This window comes from Candidatus Frankia nodulisporulans, from assembly GCF_902806475.1.
Taxonomy (GTDB): Bacteria; Actinomycetota; Actinomycetes; order Frankiales; family Frankiaceae; genus Frankia; species Frankia umida.
The window spans coordinates 1-1,175 of the sequence record NZ_CADCWS010000493.1 but is presented as its reverse complement, the minus strand read 5'-3'; the positions used below and the strand labels follow the sequence as shown (position 1 = coordinate 1,175).

Genomic DNA, 1,175 nt, shown 5'->3' with positions numbered 1-1,175 from the left:
GCTCTGACCTGCGTCTCGACGAAAGTGATGCCGGCGTATTCGACCGCCACCAGTACCTGACCGGGGCCGGGAACCGGATTCGCGAGCTCGCGGACCGTGAGAACGTCCGGCCCGCCGAACCGATCCATCACCACGGCGCGCACAATCGCCACCATAACCTGGCGGGCGGCGTGGGATGGGCGGTCAGGGACCATCGGTCCTTACCGATGCGATTACCCGTTTTCCGCGTCCAGACCGGGTATGTACTGCGGTCCCAGTCTTTGTCGCGGGTCTACCTGTGTCCTTGGCTGTCGTTCGTTGGTCGTGGAGAGCGGGGCGTCGCGTATGGCCAGGAGAACGGATTTCAGGAGCGCCGGCGGGAGAGCGCGTCCGCTCGCCGGTCTGGTGGTGGTCGCCGCGCTGGTGGCCGCCTGCGGTGGTTCGAGCTCCGATGGCGCCGCGCGACCTTCGGTGGCCGTGTCGACATCGGCGTCCCCGTCGCCGTCGGGGTCCGGTGGCCCGGGTAGCGCCGCGACGGGGGCCGCGGCCGGTGGGGGTGCGACCTCGAGCGCGGATCCCGGGGGTCCGATCGGGGGAGCACGCTCTGCTGCGCGCGGCTGGTCCGACCAGCCCGCTTCGGCTCCGGCGCCGGCACCGACCACGCCCGTTCGGGTGGTGTCACTGCGCAGCGCGCCGAACGAGGAGAACGGCGTCCGCTACGAACGTCTGGTCGTCGAGTTCACCGGCGGGACGCCCGGCTATCAGGCGCGGTATGTCACCGAGGTGATCCGACCTGGCTCGGGAGCGCCGTTGCCGCTGGTCGGCCAGGCCCAGCTTGAGCTGGTACTGAGTTCGGCGTCCGCGCATGACGACCAGGGCGCGTCCACACTGCGCACCGCCGCGAGCGGGCAGGACTCCACCGGCGCCCTGAGCTATGCCGTCGCCGGGGACTTCGAGGGCATGGTGCACATCGGAATCGGTCTGCCCCGGGCCACCGAGTTCCGGATCGTCAGCCTGAGCTCACCGGACCGACTGGCCATCGACTTCCGTTCCTGACCCACGCGGGACGGCCCTGGTCCGGGCGCCGCGCTGGTGCTGCTGCCCTGCCACGGTGCTCCGGGACAGCGGTGCTCCGGGACAGCGGTGCTCCGATCAGCGCCTGGCCGGGGCGGGGGCGTCCCGGGTGGCGCCGGTGC

1 protein-coding gene is annotated in these 1,175 nt (G+C 71.5%); it reads left to right on the top strand.

The window, feature by feature from the left end; genetic code table 11:
* Window positions 1-654: 654 nt before the first annotated feature.
* Window positions 655-1,035, top strand: a complete 381-nt coding sequence (locus G6R24_RS21070; protein WP_163550855.1) for an AMIN-like domain-containing (lipo)protein — start codon at window positions 655-657, stop codon at window positions 1,033-1,035.
* The last annotated feature ends 140 nt before the right edge of the window (window positions 1,036-1,175 follow it).